Origin of the sequence: Photobacterium lutimaris (assembly GCF_003025555.1) — a bacterium.
GTDB classification, from domain to species: Bacteria; Pseudomonadota; Gammaproteobacteria; order Enterobacterales; family Vibrionaceae; genus Photobacterium; species Photobacterium lutimaris.
In genome coordinates, this window is the sequence record NZ_PYMH01000016.1 from 52,435 (window position 1) to 68,938 (window position 16,504).

A 16,504-nucleotide genomic window follows, 5' to 3' on the forward strand; every position below is an offset into this window, starting at 1 on the left:
CCAGGCTTTTTATTATTATTCTTAATAGGCAGAATGGTTATCTGCATGAATTGGCTTAATCTTGAAGAACAGCGCATAGTTCAATGGAATAACGACTAAGGTCAGTACCGTGGCAAATAACAAGCCAAACATAATGGTCACCGCCATGCTCTTGAAGAAAGGGTCAACCAGCAATGGTGCGACACCTAGAATGGTGGTGGTCGCCCCCAAGATCACAGGTCGTGCCCTGCTCATCGCCGCATCAATGATGGCATGGTAAGGGGGTTTACCCGCTCGTACCTCATTGTCCGCCTGATCAACCAGTACAATTGCATTTTTCACCATCATCCCGACCAAGCTCAGGAAGCCCAGTGTAGCCATGAACTCAAATGGTGTCTGGAAGATGATCAAACCGAACGCAACACCAACAACCGCGAGCGGAACCGTCAGCCAGATAACCAGTGCCTGTCGGATACCATTGAACATGAACACCACCGCTAAGACCATCGCAGCGAAACCGTAAGGTGCCGAAATCATCAGGCCTTCATCCGCCTCTTTGGCTTCTTTGTATTCACCATGCCACTCAAGCTGGTAGCCCACTGGTAGTGGCATATTGTCGATTTCAGTCTTTATTGAGTCGAATGCTGTTGAGGTGAGTACTCCTGGCGCTGGATCGGCCTGCGCCATAATGGTTGGAATACGGTTCACACGTCTTAGCATCGCATCTTGCCACTCGACATTATTAGACTCGATCAGCTGGCTCAACTGGATGAAACTACCAGCTGTTGAACTAAACACTTGGGTCTGCTCAATCGCATATTCATGATTACGCTCATCTTTTGGCGATCGAACAACGATAGGAACCATATCGTTGCCTTCACGGTATACACCGACCTGCCGACCAGACAAGGTTTGCTCAATGGCACTGTTCAATTCCTGGGTCGTTAAACCGAACTGCTGCGTCTTTTCTGCCGAAAACACCGGGCTTAGCACGGGCACTTGCTGGCGCCAATCATCTTGTACCGCAATCAGGTTCGGGTTGTTGTGCATCAAGACTTTTGCCTGCTCTGCCAACTGGCGCAGCACTTCACTATTCGGGCCTTTGAAAGCGGCTTCAATTTTCTTGCCACCCCCCGGGCCAAGCATGAATTTCCACACATTGATAGACGCATCTTGATAACGCTCGCCCAACTCGACCTGCAGCTCGGCAACCAATGCCTCAATGATGTTGTAGTCGTCGACATCGATCAAGAGTTGACCATAGCTCGGGTTCTCTGGCTCTGCAGAGTACGTCAGCATAAAGCGCAGGCCACCTGAACCGATAAAGCTAATGGTATTGGTGACGCCGTCTTTGGCTCTCACGTCTTTTTCAATGTCTAGCATGATGCTTTCCGTGCGCGAGATATCTGAGCCTTGCGGCAGGAAGACATCAATCGCAAACTGTGCGCGTTGTGATTCCGGCATAAAGCCCGGCGGTACATAGCCGAACGCTTTGACACCCATAACAAACACCGCAATCACTACCATGATGCTGGTTTTCTGGTTGTTGAGGACGTTGACCAAGACTTTGTTGTAGAGCTTACCGGCTCGTCCAGGTTGTGCGTTGCTCTTCTGAGCATTGACTTTGATGAAGTCATGACACAGTAGCGGGGTGACGGTAATGGCCAGTACCCAGCTCAAGAACATGGAGTAGAGGATCACCCAGAACAGTGAGCCTGCATATTCTCCCATGTTTGATGGCGACAGACCGATAGCACTGAAGGCACAGATCCCGACAATCGTACCACCAAGTAGTGGCCACTTGGTTTCTTCAACGATGTCGGCGGCAATGGCTTCGCGATTGGCAGCCGGGTTCTTCTGTAGGCGGGTAAGAATACCGTCTGTGACCACGATGGCGTTATCAACTAACATCCCCAAGGCAATGATCAGAGCACCCAGTGAAATACGCTGCATGGCGATGTCGTCAATCAGCATGACGATCAGTGTGCCGGCTACTGTCAATACCAGAACGAAGCCGATGATAATTCCAGTTCGTACCCCCATAAATAGCAGCAAGACCACAAAGACAATGACAACGGCTGCAATCAAGTTGTTGATGAAATCGGCGACAGACGCTTTTACCGATTCAGACTGAATCGAAATGTCGTGCAATTCAATGCCGACTGGCCGTTGGCTTTCCAGCTCGGCAATACGGACGGTGACCGCATCGCCCATCTCGACCACATTGCCGCCGGCGACATTTGAGATCCCTAATCCTATAGCACGCATGCCGTTATAACGCATCAGCACGGATGTTGGTTCCTGGTATCCACGGGTCACTGTCGCGATATCACCAAGGCGCATAATGGTGTTGTTTTCACCAATACCGATCTGTAAGTTCTTCAGATCATCAAACGTGCGCACGTTTGAGGTTGGCACTACGGCAACACGCATGGACTCGGTTTCCATCGTACCTGCCACGGTGACCATATTTTGCTTTTGTAGGACTTGGTAAACCTGTTCTGCAGATAGGCCAAATTGCTCCAGGCGAGCACTGGCGATCTCGACAAATATCGCTTCCTGCTTTTCTGCCATGGTGGTGGTTTTAGAGACCCCGGGTACCAGTACAAGCTCTCGTCTTAAGTCATCCACATAATCTTGCAGCTGTTTGTCAGTGTAGCCTTCACCAGTTACCGCGTAGAATTGGGCGAAGACATCGGCAAAGTCGTCGTTGACGATGGATGGCCCAGCTCCCGGAGGCAACATGCGCTGGGCATCATTGATCTTCCTGCGCAGCTTATCCCAAACCTGCTGCAGCTCGGCATCGGTGTTGGAGAAGCTGCGTTTGATTTCAACGGTAACCTCAGACAGACCTTGCTTGGAGACTGATGTGACCTCTTCCAATTCCTGTAATGACTGTACCGCTCCCTCGATAACATCGGTGACCTCATCTGCAACTTCTTGTGCTGTAGCACCTGAATACGGCGTAACAATGACCGCTTGCCTAATTACAAACTCAGGGTCTTCGAAGCGGCCGAGTTTCAGGTAGCTGAGGTAGCCCCCGATCAAGGTCAGGGCAATCAAGACCCAAACACTGGTGCGTTTCGCTAATGTGTAGCGAGCGATATTCATTATTTCGCCTCCATCTGAGTGGGTCTGACCATCATGTTTTCAGATAAGCTTGTAGTGCCTGCTACCACGATTTGTTCGCCAACCTGCAAGTTGGAGGTGACTTCGACGCGGCTGCCTTTGAGCGCACCAGTTGTGATGAAGCGCTTTTCCAGCACGTTTTCGTTGTTTACCAACCACAGGTATTGCTGACCCTGGTTATCGGGCAAAATGGCAGATAGAGGCACTGAAATAGATGACGATTCTTTTTGTTTGTCTTCACCCGGAACAACACGTACTGTCATTCCTGGTAGAACGGTAGTGTTACCGAGGTCAACAAAGCCCAGGGTAACCGAGTAGGTCTGGGTAACGGGATCTGGCTTGGTTGAATAGGTTTTCAATTCAAGCTCAAATTGTTTGCCCGGCACCGCTGGGATTAACGCCATCACTTTTGGGGGCTGTTGGTCTTCTTTAAGCATCAGTCTTTCTGGTACATCTATCACCACTTCCATATCAGTTAAGTCATGAATAGACAGTACAGGGTCGTTGGCTTGCACCAGAACATGGTTATTGCGGTGCTTGCGGCTGATCATACCGTCGAATGGTGCAAGCAGACGCGTTTCTTCCAACCGGCGCTTGGCTTCCTCCAGGCGATGGCTTGCTAAACGGAAACGGACTTCTATCTCCTCCAGTTGGCTTTTTGAAATCGCTTGGCTGGATTCAAAAATGGACTTGGCACGCTGGTATTCGGTTTGTGTATTGCGCATTTCAATTTGTGCTGAATTTAAGTTTGTCTTAGCGTCTTTAGGATCAAGCCTAGCCAGTCGCTCTCCTTTCTTTACCTCATCACCCTCTTTAACCAATACTTCAACCAAGCGTCCGGAAGCGCGAAAAGAAAGATCGGCTCGCTGCGCGGCTTGAGTGATGCCGCTTAGGCTCATTTCTGACGTATTGGAAAACGTGACAATCTCAGTCATGGCCGGACGGACAACAGGAGCCTTTGTTTCTGATTCAGGCTCTGAATTACACCCCGTTAAAATTACTACGGATAGCGTTAAGCTAATCGCAACTTTTAATAGTTTGTAATTGGGCAAGTTTAGAAGTGATAACTTCATTGCTGCTGTCTCCGAATAAAGTGAATTTATATAGGTTGGTATTTGAATTATTAAGTTAAGCCGTTGAGTGCGGTATACGACTGTTTTGATGGAGCTAATAGTAAAGAGTGCCCTTTGATAACACTATGTTTAAGAGATATTCATTTTTGGAGGAACCCATTCTAGGTCGTCAACGCTGACGATCAAAACAGGTGTGTAGATACCAAGTTGTGTACCTAGTTCTTTGTTTTTATTGTTTATTATTTGACTTCTGGTATTTGGCTATAGGGGCTGGTGGTTCTTGGTTTTGAGACTCAGGAAGATAATGATGTGTGAAAAAAGACGTTAGTAAGTGATAAGGAAGCCTAATAGGTAAGGGCTTAAGTCGATACGTAAAATAGCGACAATAATGATAACCCAGAGAATGGATTCAAATACAATGTTGAACTTTATCATAGCTGAAGCGCCTTAATTCAAAGATATAATGACGAGATTTTTTTATTTCATTATAAGCACTTACGTAGTGCTAATTAACAATTCACGTTGATTCAAGTGGAGTTTAGGGAAAAATGAGTGAATTAGCGACGGTTAAGAGAAATTCAAATTTGGGCTTTCATGGCGACGTTTCTATATGAGAGACGTGTTACATCAAAGATTAAGCACAGGCTTTTCGCTAGAGTGGAGCCTGTTTGAATTTTGAATAGTTAAATTGGTTTTGAAAGTTGAAGATTGAATGAGCCAGAACGATATCCTGCAGAAAATAGCCAGCTTTACCTCCATTGAGCAGGCGCTCGATTACTTTGAAATCGGCTTCGATAGCAAGTTTATCAATGAGTACCGCACCCCGCTGGTCAAGCGCTTTAATGGCTATTTATTGATCTCAAAGCCTGATGACTGGTTTTCTGCTCGCCGGGCACTGAAAAACGCCTATTGCAAGGTACAAAGGGGGCGGTTGGATCCCCATTCTCGTTCTGCTTGCCGAGGGTGTACTTCGTGTCAACGTCGCTAGCAAGTCGATCACCCAATGGATCGTTGTGTTAAAAAGCCGAACCAGCAGGGGAGCACTGATCCGGCAATAAGTCCTGCTTTCTAGCTGTCGGAACTAGATTGGGACGACAAGGATATCAACAGGTGACTTGTTGATGAGGTGCTTGGAGTAAGAAATGATATTGCTCCAGAAGTCATGGTGGTGGCCGCAAATGATCAATTCCACGCCGTTATCTTGGATGATATTTTGTAGTTTATTGCTCAGATCACCGGTACCCACCAAAAAATGTTTGATTGGATAGTCTGTACTGGTTTCAAAGGCTCTGAGCTGTGCCATTTTGGGTTCGCCCAAAGGGTTTTCTTCGGGGGATTTTTTGATATCAATTAACTCTGGGTAGATTTCCCCGTGTGTGCCGTCAATGTGGACAAAAGAGACGTCTGCATTGAGTAGCTTTGCTAGAAAAACAGCCCTATCAATTAGCACGTTGGTTTCTTCTGTGAGTTCAAGTGCAACTAGAATATGTTTGTATTTCATCACTATGCCCTCCTGCTTGATATATTCCCAGCATAGTTCTAGACAGGAAAAAATAGTATCGAAGATGTCTCAGAATGGCTAAAAGGCATATAATTTATTGATATGTATTACAATAACGCTGAAGATTAAGTCGTTTAATCGACGATAATTCTCCTCAATTTCTATGACTGTTACAGCAAGGTAAGGGGAAGATTAAGTATGCTGAGTGTTGTCTATACTCATTACTATGTTCGATTTTACTTTCGCCCCGTTTATTTGTGAAGGAAAGCAAATATGACCTGCCAACTTGCTGTGGTGACGGCTGACATCACCTTAATGATGTCGGCATGGTTTAACCAAGACTTCCGCCTTTCAAACGACTTTCCTGTCTAGTCTCTGCTTGGGTTCGCCCCAGGTTTAATCCATGTGAACGCAATACCGCAGTATGGCTTTTGCACCTGTTGATCTAACTGTTTTTTGTCACAGGCAAATAGCTTGTGAATTGTGCTATTGGAGTAAAGAGATGAAAAGGATCCCAGAACCATTCCGCATTAAAATGGTGGAACGTATTCGAATGACGGATGAGGACGACCGTCGTAAGGCTTTGATTGAGGCGGGCTATAATCCGTTTATGCTACGCAGCGAGGATGTTTATATCGACCTGTTAACTGACTCAGGAACCGGGGCGATGAGTGACAACCAGTGGGCTGGATTGATGATGGGGGATGAGTCGTATGCCGGCAGCCGCAACTATTACAACCTTTGTCAGGCGGTAGAGCATTTCTTTGGCTACAAACTAACAGTGCCAGCCCATCAGGGACGGGGTGCAGAGCAAATCTTGTTCCCATGCTTAATCGAACGGATGCGCCGAGTAAGGGGAGGCAATGAGGCGGTATTCCTTTCTAATTTCCATTTCGACACAACGGCAGGCCACATTGAGATGAGTGGTGGTAAAGCCATTAACTTGCTGACCGAAAGTGCTTTTCACACCTCGACCTATGATGACTGGAAAGGCAACTTTGATCTTGAGAAGCTCGAAGCGGCGATTGATCAATACGGCTCGGTCAATATTGCGGCCATTATTACTACCATTACCTGTAACAGTTCAGGTGGTCAGCCGGTGGCGATGGAAAACATGCGGGCGGTTTATCGATTGGCGCAAAAGCATGACATCCCGGTGGTGATAGATTCTGCCCGTTATTGTGAAAATGCGTATTTTATCAAGCAGCGTGAGGCGGGGTATTCGGATAAATCCATTTTGGAAATCATCCGTGAAATGTATCAATACGGTGATATTCTGACAATGTCGGCGAAAAAGGATCCCATGGTGAACATTGGTGGTCTGTGCTGTATCAGAGATCACGAAGGGTTATTCCAAGCAGTGAGAACCCGTTGTGTACCGATGGAAGGTTTTGTTACCTACGGCGGAATGGCCGGGCGGGATATGGAAGCCTTGGCACGGGGGCTCTATGAAGCGGCCGACGAAGATTTCCTCCATTACCGGATCAGCCAGGTGAAGTATCTCGGTGAGCGTTTGCGCGAAGCCGGGGTACCTATTCAGTATCCCACCGGCGGCCATGCGGTGTTTGTCGATGCCAGGAAAATGCTGCCGAACATTCCTTCGCACCAGTTTCCGGCTCATGCTTTGTGCAATGAGCTTTATCTGGAATCCGGCGTGCGAGCGGTGGAAATCGGCTCGTTGCTGATGGGGCGGGATCCGCAAACCGGGAAGCAGAAAGAGACGGCCTTGGAGCTGATGAGATTGACGATTCCCCGGCGGGTATATACCAATGATCATATGGACTACGTTGCCGATGCGCTCATAGCGGTTAGCCAGCGGGCCAGTGAAATTCGCGGGCTGGAGTTTGAGTATGAACCGCCAGTATTACGCCACTTTACGGCTAGATTGAAGCCTGTTGCGGATTAACGTGCGAATAACCACTGTGAGTCATCGACTTACGGTGGTTTTAACGCATTTCTAACGCAGCGATGACGCTATCCCCACAATTCCAGCGCTACAATGACGCTATCATCCAAGTAATTCTCGTTGAACCGAGCACCTTGAAGTTACTTGGGTATATGTTAAGTGAGAATGCTAACTAAGGAAATCAAGATGAAAAAGACCTTACTTGCACTGGTTGTGGCTGGCTTCGTACTGGCTGGATGTGATCAACAAGCCGCACCAGAGTCCCCATCTCAAACAGAGACTGAAACAGCAGCAGTCGTCGAACATCAAGCTCAAGCGGATGATGCGTCAGTAACAGAAGTACCTGTTACCTTACCTGAGGTGGATCAGCCAGAAGTGACTCAACCTATAGCTGACTCTGCCCACAGCGCCCGCAATGCACTGGACTGGGACGGTACTTACACCGGTATCCTGCCTTGTGCCGATTGCGAAGGGATCAAGACTGAACTCATTGTAAAAAAGGATGGTACGTTTATTTTGACTGAGGTGTATCTCGGCAAAGAAGGTAATGCTTTTGAATACGAAGGGTCATTCAACTGGAATACCGCTGGCAATACCATAGCCCTGCCGGGGGCCGGTGATGGAGCGGTGCAGTACTTTGTCGGTGAAAACCAGCTGTTCCGCTTAGATCGCGAAGGCAACCGAGTCGAAGGTGATTTAGCAAGTCACTACGTGTTGCGTAAACAGTAAGAGAAGATAAAACAGCCACCGAAAGGTGGCTGTTTTTTTTGCAGGGTCACAACTTAGTCGACTAGCTCGACATCGGTTTTCGGTACGCAGCAGCACGCTAACACTTTGCCTGACGCTTTCTCACCCGGTAGCAGGGCTGGCACATCCGGTTGGTCAACCTCGCCCGATTCAAGCGTCATCTTACAAGCCCCACATAAACCAGCACGGCAACTGTTAGATACATTGAGCCCTGCCGCTTCAGCTTGTTCAAGCAGGGTCTTTTGGTTATCCCCGTTGAACAAGTTGCCGTTGATACTGATAGAGACAGATTGGGTTTTGTTGCTCTGACGAGTAACTGGACCAAATGCTTCTTGGTGATATTGTGCGCTATCAAGCCCTGCATTGAGCAGCAATGCTTTGGCATCATCCATGAAACGATTGGGACCGCAGACGAATACTTGTCGCTCGGTCAAAGCGTCTATTTTTTCTAAATGTGATGCTTCAAGGCGGCCTGACACTCCATCCCACTTTTTATTCGGGCGGGTGAGGGAAATGATGACCTTCAGTTGAGGGAATCGCTTTTCCAGCTTTGTTAGTTCTTCAAGGTATGGAATATCGGCTTGGGAGCGGCATTGATGATAGAAAATGACATCACGTACCTGATCATGATCAGCAAGATAGCGTAGCATCGAAATCATCGGGGTGACGCCGCTGCCGGCAGAAAGCAATAGCAGCTTGTCGGTATGATGGCCTAAATGGAAACTGCCATCTGGCTGCTGGGCAACGAGGGTATCACCAACTTGGAAATGGTCGTGAAGCCAGTTGGAAATTCGCCCATCATCCACCCGCTTGACCGAGATCCCGAAGCGCCCTGGGCGTGAAGGGCTTGATGAAAGGGTATAGCGACGGGCTACATATTCGCCGTTAATTTCTACCTGTATAGGGAGATGCTGCCCTGGCTGGTAAGTTGGCAATGACTGTTGTTTGGTTGGCTCCAACCAGAACGTACTGAAGTCTCGGGCAATGTCTTCTCGCTCGACACAAGTCAGGGTCAAGGCTTGCTTACCATTGTCGAGATAGATCTCTTTAGGCTTGGTCTCAAGGACTTCAACCTCATCGCCCGCTCTGATGATCCCTTCATTGAGCGCAACAAGGTTTTGACCAAAATAGACCTCACCACTGCCGTCAGAGCGGAAGCTTGACAAGGTATTAAGAGGCTCTTTTAGCGGACTAAACTCGCCGGTGACCGGATCGACTGTGGTCAGGATGCAGCGCGAGCAAGGTTTAACGGTTTCAAACTCTACTTCGCCAATGCGAATACGCTTCCACCCATCCTCGGCAAAAGGTTCTGTTCCCGATACAACCAGGTTGGTGCGGAACTGATCCATGGTGTGATGCTGCGGGCTACGGGTGTTGAGTGCATCAAGTGACGCCTCGCTGATGATCAACATTGGGTAGCCATCTGCAAAGCTGACATGCTGGTTGATTTTAGAACGAAGGCGCTGCGATTGTTCGCCAGTGAACAATAGTTGGACCGGTTCGCCAATCACTTGACTGAACCATTGATTGGCTTCGACTGTCGTGAGGTAGGCGTTGAAGGTGTCTTGCCAGACGGTCGCGGTCGATTCAGTCATCGCAAAGTCAGCATAATGCAGCTTGAGAGTGGGTTGCCCTGGGAAGTTGAGGACCAAACCATTGGGTAATAATGCTGCTGATACTTTGACCAACTGTGGGTGCTTCCTTGCCGTGACCATACTGCCATCTAACCGGGTGACCATAAATCGGCGGTCAAAAATCAAACCTTGTTGCTCAACCCAAGCTTGTGATTGGCGAATGCCTGCAATCGACTTAACTGGAAAAACGTTTATTTGGCTTAGTGCCGGAATATTGGCTGATTTGCTCACAATCTTCATCCTTGTGTCATTATTTTTTGTATGGATGTTCTCATTCTACCAAATAGTTTTTCGCTGAGGCGTAAAATTCATTAATCCTAAGGCTGATAAATTTGAGGCGATATGGGCATAAAGTGTTGTGATGTCAATTTTTCGCTTTGTGTATTTATACTTATTTACAATATCGACACCTAACGGTATGAGTTTTATTAATATCCATAAGAAACAAGTTCGTTTGGTCGTTCATAATACCGATAGAGTATAAATCATTTAAAGAGGGTGCTATGAACCTATTACGGCATTATGGAGTAAGAGCCAAATTATTGGCATTAATTACCATTGCAGTTATTTTGATGCTGTTTAATGCAGCATTTCAGGCCAATGAGAGTTACCTAACTGATATAGCCGATCGCAAGGTCTCGATGCAGGAACAAGTGAAAGCCGCTATATCCTTGGTCCAATACTATTCGGACAAATATCCACTTGATCAGCATACTGCCCAGCAGGAAGCTAAATCAGCACTTTCAGCCATGCGCTTTGATGGAGGTAACTATTTTTGGGTAATTGCGACAGACAATACCCTGGTTATGCACCCCTTGCGCCAGCAGCAGGAAGGGCAATCGATGCAAGCGATTACGGATGCATCGGGTAAGCAGCACTGGCATGAGATGACCACCATAGGTCGACGTTCGGGGAGCGGGTTTTTAGATTATGCCTGGATCGCCCCTGGCGGTGAGGTCTCAGAGAAAATCTCCTATGTTGAGAACTTTTCTAAATGGGGATGGGTGATCGGCACCGGTGTCCATTTAATGGATATTGAAGATCGCTTCTTTGACAGCCTTGTTTTCCTATTAGGCGTCAGCCTTGTCACTATCTTTATCTTGGTTGGGTTAGGGCTTTGGATCAGCAACGATATTAGCCAGCCGCTCCAACAATTGACCGATAGGGTTAGAAAGTTGGAGCAGGGTGATTTGACCCAAAATTTCACGATGGATCGCCACGACGAAATTGGTCAAATTGCACAAGTGCTTCATCAGGCCTCTTCTTCTCTGCGAATGACTCTCCAAGCCGCTAACCTCAATGCCCAACAGTCGGCAAGTATGGCAGGAACCATTGCTGCTGCTAGTGAACAGTGTGCGCAATCCATTACCGAGCAAAACCAGCAGCTGGCACAACTGGCCACGGCGATGGAAGAGATGAGCGCAACAATTACTGATGTGGCGAAGAATGCTGAGACGGTTTCTTCTTCGACCTCTGAAATTAATGTTCAGGTAGATGCCAGCAACCAGCGTATGGTGCTGGCGATGGCCGCTATTCACAGCGTTTCGCAGGGAATAGAGCATTCTGATCAGCGCGTGGGTGAACTAAAAGGCGGGGTCGAAGAAATTGGCCATGTGACCCAGGTGATCCAAGGGATTTCGGAGCAAACCAATTTGCTCGCACTCAATGCTGCGATTGAAGCTGCCCGTGCGGGTGAACAGGGGCGGGGATTTGCAGTTGTTGCTGACGAGGTACGTAACCTTGCGAGCCGTACCCAGCAGTCGACGATAGAGATTCAGGACACTATCGATAAGCTGACACAAAGTACATTAAATACCGTGAAGTCGATGGCGGAGAGTACCGAGCAGACCCAATACAGTGTTGAACATACCGAACAGGTCCAAAATGAACTCAATCGTATTGCCGGCTTGGTGACTGAAGCTAATGATATGATCATGCAGGTTGCAACGGCGGCAGAGCAACAAGGTACGGTAACTGAAGAGGTGAATAATACGGTTACCCTTATCTATACCGCGACCGAAGATATCAGTAAAGCGGCTCAGCACTTGGCATCGGAAAGCCATTCATTGACTGAGGCTGCAGCGACGCTAGGTGATCAGCTTAAGAAGTTTAAAGTGTAATTTTCCCAGCCCAACATAAACCCAATCTACAAAAGCTCTAGTCTTCCGGCTAGAGCTTTTTGTTTTTGAGTCATTCAACATGATGATAATAAAGTAAATATGGCGATGCATGTAAGCTTTGCGAAAAAGAAAGAGGTAGATTCCATTGATCGTAATTAATGGCATACAAAGACGTTCCTCATTGGCATCTCTTACCATAAAACTGATACCGTTTTAGGTTGTTATCCTCACGGAAGGGGGAGTGAGTATGTGTTCAGCCTTAGGTTTAATGGCGACTGAAAACACAGTATTAGGTGTAAATTACGATTTTCAGTTTGACCATGGCATGGTGGTGCTCAATCCACGCTATTTAAATAAATGTGACAAGTTGCCGCTTGGTGAGCGACTCTACTGGAAGAGTCTGTATGGTTCGGTCACCCTAGTCCAGTTTGGCTGCGAGCTTCCAAGCGGTGGGATGAATGAAAGGGGGCTGAGTATTCACTTACTCGAGCAGCGTGATGCTGTTTATCCGCCACTGGACCAATCTGAGTCTATTTTGAGTGAGTTACAATGGATTCAATATCAATTAGATATGAGCCAAAACGTCGAGGAAGTTGTCGCCAGTTTAGACCGCGTGAAGCTGCAGTCCCATTTTATTTCTCTCCATTATGTTGTTGCCGATAGCGTCGGGCACGCCGCTGTTATCGAGTTTGTTGGCGGACGGATAGAGGTGACAAGGTATGATACCGGTCAAACCTTGGTACTGACCAATCATAGCTTGGCAAAGTGCAAGCTCAATCAAAGCGAACCAAGCAAGATTGCTGAAAATCCTTCTTGGTCCCGTTTTTTCCAGCTGCAAGAGATAAGCGCGTCCTATCTTGTCGGCGGGGATCCTGAATCCTTTATTCTTAACGCCCTTAATGAAGTGGCTATTGCTGGTAAGCCATTGGAAGGTGATTCTAAATTTAACGCTTTGCGTCGTATCGGTCGCTTCAGGACTTGCTGGCAGGTGCTTTTTTCACCAGCAAAGAAAACAATAAAGTTTAATCATTTTGCAAATGGGAGAGGGTTCGAAATCAGTTTGGCAGACTGGGACTTTTCTTCAGTACAGAACCGTATGAGTTGTGAGTTCAATTCACTGCCAAGTGGTGGAGAAAGACTGAACCTGAGCTTTTATACCCAAGATGAAAACCGCCGCATAGTGGAAACATCGTATCGACCTTATCGTCGCTATTTCCCTGCGCATTTTGTCGAGGATATTGTCCGCTTTCCTGATGAATTTGTCGTATCAGAGATGAGCCAATCATAGGTCTTGCCATGATCATCGTGGGCACTGGGTGATATCGGCTGGGGCGTTTTATTACAATGTCAGGCGGCAAATACCGCCTGAAGTCATTTGGGATGGCTTATTTAGTTAATGCTTGATTTAGCCACTGGTCAAATTGCCCTTTCGGTAAAGCGCCATTGATAGTCTCAACCATTTGGCCGTTTTTAAATACCATGATGGTTGGGATACTACGGATACGGTATTGTGCCGCCAGTGCTTGCTGTGCTTCAGTATCAATTTTGACAAAACGCACGTCACCATTACGCTCTTTTGCAACATCTTCGAAGATCGGGGCGAAGCCAACACATGGATTACACCATGGGGCCCAAAAATCAACCACAACAGGCTTATCGCTTTGGATAAGAGCAAGGAAGTTATCCGCGGTTCCTTCGATTGGCATACCATCTAGCAAGCGATCCTTGCAGGCACCGCAATTAGCGATGTCGTTTACTCGCTCTGTGGGTATACGGTTCATAGCCTTGCAGTGAGGACAGCGGGTAGTCATTGTAGTCATAATCGATTTCCAGTAAGTCTTGTTTCTTACTAATTTAACGACTACCCAAGTATAAGCAAAGCAGGATTAACAGATTATCGTGATAGAAATAATCTATCGGTTAGGTTTACCTCAGTGTTTACAGTCGTTATATCGTTGTTTGTTATTTATCTTCTGGTTAAGGCTCAGTGGATCAGTCCTAGTTCTTTTGCTTCCTCAATGGTTAGACCGCTAGCACGGATGTCGCGAAGCATCTCAATACGGCGTCGAGCCTCAGCTTGCTGGCGTTTGTTTTGGGAGATATGTGAAGCGGTTTCATCTTTGAAATCCCACTTAGAAGACACATCTGAAATCTCGTTATGGTCGATAGAATTGATAGACACAATTACCTCCTGAAGTATTCCTGCGTCGAAATCAACTTATCTTTATCAGACGATTTTGATGGCGTTAAGACGTTCCGATCGACTTTGTGACACATCCCAAAAATGTGCAAATTGTATGAAATCTTGCTTTTATCCCTACACAAACAAAGGTAGTGTTGATGGTTCCACCCCAGCAAAAAAACACGTTGTCAGATCACTTTTTCTATTCTCCCTTATTCAATCTCTTAGAAGGCTAAATCAATACTACTGATAGGTTGATAAATGAACTGTTAAGTGTTTGTTTATTAATATGTTCGTCTGTATTTTGATAGGATTGGTTGCTGTGTGAACACTTGGCCTTGGGGAGGGTTTACACGGTCAGGAATATCCCTTAATATTCACCGCACTTACGGAGAGATGGCTGAGTGGTTGAAAGCACCGGTCTTGAAAACCGGCATACGTTTGTAGCGTATCTAGGGTTCAAATCCCTATCTCTCCGCCACATTTCAATAGTCAGTAGTAATACTGGTTATTTGACCTTCTGGGAAAGCAGGGTTCAAATCCTCCATTTCCAGAGCGTCTCCATCAGATTCTACAAGTTAGGTTAGTAACCGAGCTTGGCAAAGAATTGGAGCGGTAGTTCAGTTGGTTAGAATACCGGCCTGTCACGCCGGGGGTCGCGGGTTCGAGTCCCGTCCGCTCCGCCACTACAACGAAGCCTCGTCAGAAATGACGGGGCTTTTTTGTATGCGTTGAGTTAGGTGTTCGCCCTTCGGTCGAATGAGTCCCGCAGGGAGGCCTGCCCGACGTGTGCGACCCCAGCCGCTCCGCCACTACAACGAAGCCTCGTCAGAAAGACCGGGACGCGCAGTTGGGGCTTTTTTATATGCGTTGAGTTTAGGCGTTGCGTATAAAAAGGAGAAAGGCGTGAACCTTTCTCCTTTTATTAGCTGTTATTTGCGCGATAACGGCCTACTGCTCTTCACTTCGAATCAGCGGGATAGGTGCGTGGATTTCTGTTGGTGGAACGTCATGAAGTTCCGTTTCGCCGGTGACATGGTTGTGGTACACACGTAATGATTGGCCACTGTGAGTCGTGCCCATAACGAAAATACCGTTTGAATAACGCAGTACACCATTAATAACGTCAAAATCCGCAAAGGCTCCGCTCTCTAGTAGGTTATCACTATGATAAAGATCGGTTCTTAAGTCGATATATGACAGGTGGGCTTCATTCAAATCATCATTTTTTTGGTATATATACAAAGCGGCATTGGTACCAGAGTAACTCGGAATGAGCTCACCGGTTGGGTTGTTATCTTGGACTAATGGCGCGACTATTTTTCTTACTGGATCAAACGTTACTACACCTGTGACAGCGGTAAAATCACCATCCGCGTTGAACGCAGAATAAGAGCCAGTGAAATAGCCGAAACGATGACCTTCGTGAATATCGTCATTAAACTGATAGCCTTGGCGAAGGGTAGGCTGAAGTGGAATTAACTCACCGGTATCAAGGTTGAGTATTTGCACCTCTCGTAGCAGAGTACTAGGGATCCCCTCACCTGAGACGTCTTTGCTGTATTCAGTGAGCAATAAGTTTTTATACTGTAATGAAGCCGCAGTGTATGCGTCTCTTTCCAGGCCTGAGTTTACTCGGCTCCAATCCTGACCATCGGGGCTATCTTTACTTGCAACATACATATCTATCTGGCTGTTATACCCAGCTCGGCTATGTGATATTGCATGAAAATCACCCGAGTAGGCGAATGCTTCCGGATTGCTATATTGCATATCGGTACCCTCGCGCTCATAAGGGCTGCGGAACTGCTGGTTTTCCCAAATTAACAAGCGCTCTTTAGATACAGAGCTTATTTTGCGGAACTTATCACGACGCGGGATATATAGTTTTTCACCTTTTGTATCGGTTTTTAATACACCATATCTTTCTGCGTAGTAGTCCGTTAACTCCTCGTTATAGATAAAATCTAGGCACAATGGTTGTGCATCGGTTTCTCCAAATGGCAGACTTATAATATGACAGTCAATTCTTCTGCCATCATGGGTGAGATTTAGGTCAGGGAAGTATCCTTTGAGAATGAGTTGGTCACTCATCGCAATCGCTTGATCAACATCACATCGGAAATATGGCTGATTAATTTCGAATACTGTTTCTACATCGAGTTTTTCTTCTGAACCAGTCATTTTGACGAGGTCTTTACATTGGAGCTCACCATAATAACTTTCATTATTT

The 16,504-nt window shown here is 46.9% G+C and carries 12 protein-coding genes and 2 tRNA genes; 7 read left to right on the forward strand and 7 right to left on the reverse strand.

What is annotated here, in order from left to right; genetic code table 11:
• Positions 1-21: 21 nt before the first annotated feature.
• Both C9I99_RS23370 and C9I99_RS23375 read right to left on the reverse strand, forming a co-directional pair.
• Positions 22-3,090: an efflux RND transporter permease subunit gene (locus C9I99_RS23370; RefSeq protein WP_107351236.1), complete on the reverse strand. Its 3,069-nt coding sequence runs from the start codon at positions 3,088-3,090 to the stop codon at positions 22-24.
• A complete protein-coding gene (locus C9I99_RS23375; RefSeq protein ID WP_107351237.1) occupies positions 3,090-4,181 on the reverse strand; it encodes an efflux RND transporter periplasmic adaptor subunit in 1,092 nt (363 codons plus the stop codon). The genes C9I99_RS23370 and C9I99_RS23375 overlap by 1 nt, the downstream gene beginning before the upstream one ends.
• Positions 4,182-4,893: 712 nt before the next feature.
• Here C9I99_RS23375 and nifW point away from each other — a divergent pair.
• On the forward strand, positions 4,894-5,169 hold the full coding sequence (gene nifW, locus C9I99_RS23380; protein WP_107351238.1) for a nitrogenase-stabilizing/protective NifW family protein: 276 nt from the start codon (positions 4,894-4,896) through the stop codon (positions 5,167-5,169).
• A 93-nt stretch (positions 5,170-5,262) separates the two neighbouring features.
• On the opposite strand, the gene C9I99_RS23385 is transcribed toward nifW, so the two are convergent.
• On the reverse strand, positions 5,263-5,682 hold the full coding sequence (locus C9I99_RS23385; protein ID WP_107351239.1) for a universal stress protein: 420 nt from the start codon (positions 5,680-5,682) through the stop codon (positions 5,263-5,265).
• A gap of 502 nt (positions 5,683-6,184) precedes the next feature.
• On the opposite strand from C9I99_RS23385, the gene C9I99_RS23390 reads away from it, so the two are divergent.
• Both C9I99_RS23390 and C9I99_RS23395 read left to right on the forward strand, forming a co-directional pair.
• On the forward strand, positions 6,185-7,588 hold the full coding sequence (locus C9I99_RS23390) for a tryptophanase (RefSeq protein WP_107351240.1): 1,404 nt from the start codon (positions 6,185-6,187) through the stop codon (positions 7,586-7,588).
• Positions 7,589-7,774: 186 nt separating this feature from the next.
• Complete coding sequence (locus C9I99_RS23395) at positions 7,775-8,317, forward strand: copper resistance protein NlpE (protein WP_107351241.1); 543 nt, start codon at positions 7,775-7,777, stop codon at positions 8,315-8,317.
• A 53-nt stretch (positions 8,318-8,370) separates the two neighbouring features.
• Here the strand turns inward: C9I99_RS23395 and C9I99_RS23400 are convergent, their stop codons facing one another.
• The gene (locus tag C9I99_RS23400; protein ID WP_107351242.1) at positions 8,371-10,209 is read right to left on the reverse strand and encodes a hybrid-cluster NAD(P)-dependent oxidoreductase; all 1,839 of its coding nucleotides are present in this window, start codon (positions 10,207-10,209) and stop codon (positions 8,371-8,373) included.
• Positions 10,210-10,472: 263 nt separating this feature from the next.
• On the opposite strand from C9I99_RS23400, the gene C9I99_RS23405 reads away from it, so the two are divergent.
• Positions 10,473-12,089 carry a methyl-accepting chemotaxis protein gene (locus C9I99_RS23405; protein ID WP_107351243.1) on the forward strand — a complete coding sequence of 539 codons (1,617 nt, stop codon included), beginning with the start codon at positions 10,473-10,475 and terminating at the stop codon, positions 12,087-12,089.
• A gap of 247 nt (positions 12,090-12,336) precedes the next feature.
• Positions 12,337-13,377: a linear amide C-N hydrolase gene (locus C9I99_RS23410; RefSeq protein ID WP_107351244.1), complete on the forward strand. Its 1,041-nt coding sequence runs from the start codon at positions 12,337-12,339 to the stop codon at positions 13,375-13,377.
• A gap of 97 nt (positions 13,378-13,474) precedes the next feature.
• On the opposite strand, the gene trxC is transcribed toward C9I99_RS23410, so the two are convergent.
• On the reverse strand, positions 13,475-13,909 hold the full coding sequence (gene trxC / locus C9I99_RS23415; RefSeq protein WP_107351245.1) for a thioredoxin TrxC: 435 nt from the start codon (positions 13,907-13,909) through the stop codon (positions 13,475-13,477).
• Positions 13,910-14,073: 164 nt separating this feature from the next.
• Entirely contained in the window at positions 14,074-14,271 is a 198-nt protein-coding gene (locus C9I99_RS23420) for a hypothetical protein (RefSeq protein WP_107301102.1), read from the reverse strand.
• A gap of 390 nt (positions 14,272-14,661) precedes the next feature.
• On the opposite strand from C9I99_RS23420, the gene C9I99_RS23425 reads away from it, so the two are divergent.
• Both C9I99_RS23425 and C9I99_RS23430 read left to right on the forward strand, forming a co-directional pair.
• Positions 14,662-14,752, forward strand: a tRNA-Ser gene (locus tag C9I99_RS23425).
• Positions 14,753-14,880: 128 nt separating this feature from the next.
• Positions 14,881-14,957: transfer RNA gene (locus tag C9I99_RS23430), tRNA-Asp, on the forward strand.
• 265 nt (positions 14,958-15,222) lie between these two features.
• On the opposite strand, the gene C9I99_RS23435 is transcribed toward C9I99_RS23430, so the two are convergent.
• Positions 15,223-16,455 carry a hypothetical protein gene (locus C9I99_RS23435; protein ID WP_107351246.1) on the reverse strand — a complete coding sequence of 411 codons (1,233 nt, stop codon included), beginning with the start codon at positions 16,453-16,455 and terminating at the stop codon, positions 15,223-15,225.
• Positions 16,456-16,504: the final 49 nt, after the last annotated feature.

What these genes read in the sequence shown, in the direction of transcription:
- C9I99_RS23370 (WP_107351236.1), bottom strand. Translation starts at nt 3,090, where the DNA reads ATGAATATCGCTCGCTACACATTAGCGAAACGCACCAGTGTTTGGGTC.
- C9I99_RS23405 (WP_107351243.1), top strand. Translation starts at nt 10,473, where the DNA reads ATGAACCTATTACGGCATTATGGAGTAAGAGCCAAATTATTGGCATTA.
- C9I99_RS23395 (WP_107351241.1), top strand. Translation starts at nt 7,775, where the DNA reads ATGAAAAAGACCTTACTTGCACTGGTTGTGGCTGGCTTCGTACTGGCT.
- trxC (WP_107351245.1), bottom strand. Translation starts at nt 13,909, where the DNA reads ATGACTACAATGACTACCCGCTGTCCTCACTGCAAGGCTATGAACCGT.
- C9I99_RS23390 (WP_107351240.1), top strand. Translation starts at nt 6,185, where the DNA reads ATGAAAAGGATCCCAGAACCATTCCGCATTAAAATGGTGGAACGTATT.
- C9I99_RS23400 (WP_107351242.1), bottom strand. Translation starts at nt 10,209, where the DNA reads ATGAAGATTGTGAGCAAATCAGCCAATATTCCGGCACTAAGCCAAATA.
- C9I99_RS23375 (WP_107351237.1), bottom strand. Translation starts at nt 4,181, where the DNA reads ATGAAGTTATCACTTCTAAACTTGCCCAATTACAAACTATTAAAAGTT.
- C9I99_RS23435 (WP_107351246.1), bottom strand. Translation starts at nt 16,455, where the DNA reads ATGACTGGTTCAGAAGAAAAACTCGATGTAGAAACAGTATTCGAAATT.
- C9I99_RS23385 (WP_107351239.1), bottom strand. Translation starts at nt 5,682, where the DNA reads ATGAAATACAAACATATTCTAGTTGCACTTGAACTCACAGAAGAAACC.
- nifW (WP_107351238.1), top strand. Translation starts at nt 4,894, where the DNA reads ATGAGCCAGAACGATATCCTGCAGAAAATAGCCAGCTTTACCTCCATT.
- C9I99_RS23410 (WP_107351244.1), top strand. Translation starts at nt 12,337, where the DNA reads ATGTGTTCAGCCTTAGGTTTAATGGCGACTGAAAACACAGTATTAGGT.